This is a genomic window from Melaminivora alkalimesophila, from assembly GCF_000282995.1.
Classification (GTDB): Bacteria; Pseudomonadota; Gammaproteobacteria; order Burkholderiales; family Burkholderiaceae_C; genus Melaminivora; species Melaminivora alkalimesophila.
The window spans coordinates 1-1163 of record NZ_ALEE01000655.1; the positions used below are offsets into that span (position 1 = coordinate 1).

1 protein-coding gene is annotated in these 1163 nt (G+C 72.1%); it reads right to left on the reverse strand.

Going from position 1 to position 1163, the window contains the following annotated elements:
• Window positions 1–76 precede the first annotated feature (76 nt).
• On the reverse strand, window positions 77–1163 hold a 1087-nt coding region (locus A612_RS12750; RefSeq protein ID WP_019374854.1), incomplete at its 5' end, for an autotransporter assembly complex protein TamA.

The window sequence follows — 1163 nt, forward strand, 5'->3', positions numbered from 1 at the left end:
CGCGTCTACCGCCGTGCGGAGGCAGTGTGTGTCGGCCCAGGGCTACAGGGCAGGATCGCTTCGGGCCATGGGAGCGTCAGAAGGTGTAGCCCAGCTGCAGGTGCAGCCGCACCTGTTTGGACTTCAGGCCGTAGGCGAGGTCGGCCTGCAGCGGCCCCACCGGGCTGCGCCAGCGCAGTCCGCCGCCGACCCCCACACGCAGGCGCATCTCGCCCGGCTTGTCGGCCACGGCGCCGGCGTCGATGAAGAGGGCGCTCTCGAAGTCCGTGCGGTTGCCGCGCACGACCATCGGCCGCTGCCACTCGACGCTGCCCACCGCCAGGTAGCGGCCGCCATACACCGTGTCGGCATCCGTGCGCGCGCCGATCTTGCGCCAACCGTAGCCGCGCACCGTGGTGTCGCCGCCGGTCAGGAACAGCTGCGTGACCGGGATGTTCGCCGCCTCGCGCGCCAGCACCGCGCCGCCCTCGGCGCGCAGCGACACGCGGCTGTCGCGGCGGATGCCTTCGCCCATGTCCACCCGACCGGTGCCGATGAAGGATTGCCAGCGCAGCCGCACGCGCGTGAAGGGGTCGCGCTGTGGGTGCAGGGTGTAGCCAGCGCCCAGTTCGGCCGCCAGGCCGAAGCCGCGCGTCGGGTTGTTCGCATCGTCGAAATAACGCCCCGTCCAACCGTAGTTGGCCGTGAGCGCGCTGCTCGAGGGCGGCGCCTCGGGGCCCTGGTTCTTGGCGGCGTCCAGCTGCAGGAAGTAGCTGCGGTCGATGTGGTCGGCGTTCTTGCTGCGCCCCGCGCGCAGCCGCGTGCTGTTGACCTCGTAGCTGCCGGTGGTCTCGCGCAGCAGGTTGGCACCCGTGAACCAGCGCCAGCCGTGGTCGTCGGGCAGCGCCGTCCAGTCGGTGGACAGGTGCTTGCGCTTGCCGCTGTACTCGATCTTGCTCAGGGCGCGCCAGCCGATGCCGGGCAGGCGGTTGTGCGTGTGGTCCAGCGAGGCGCGCGGGCCGGCGTCGGTGGAAAAGCCCACGCCGAACACCGCCTTCTGCAGCGGCGCCTCGCGCAGCTGCGCCACCACCGGCACGGCGGCGCTGGCGCTGTCGCGGTCCACGCCCTCGGTGTCGAGCGCCAGGAACACGGCGTCGTAGTAGCCGCTGCTGGCCAGCCGCTGC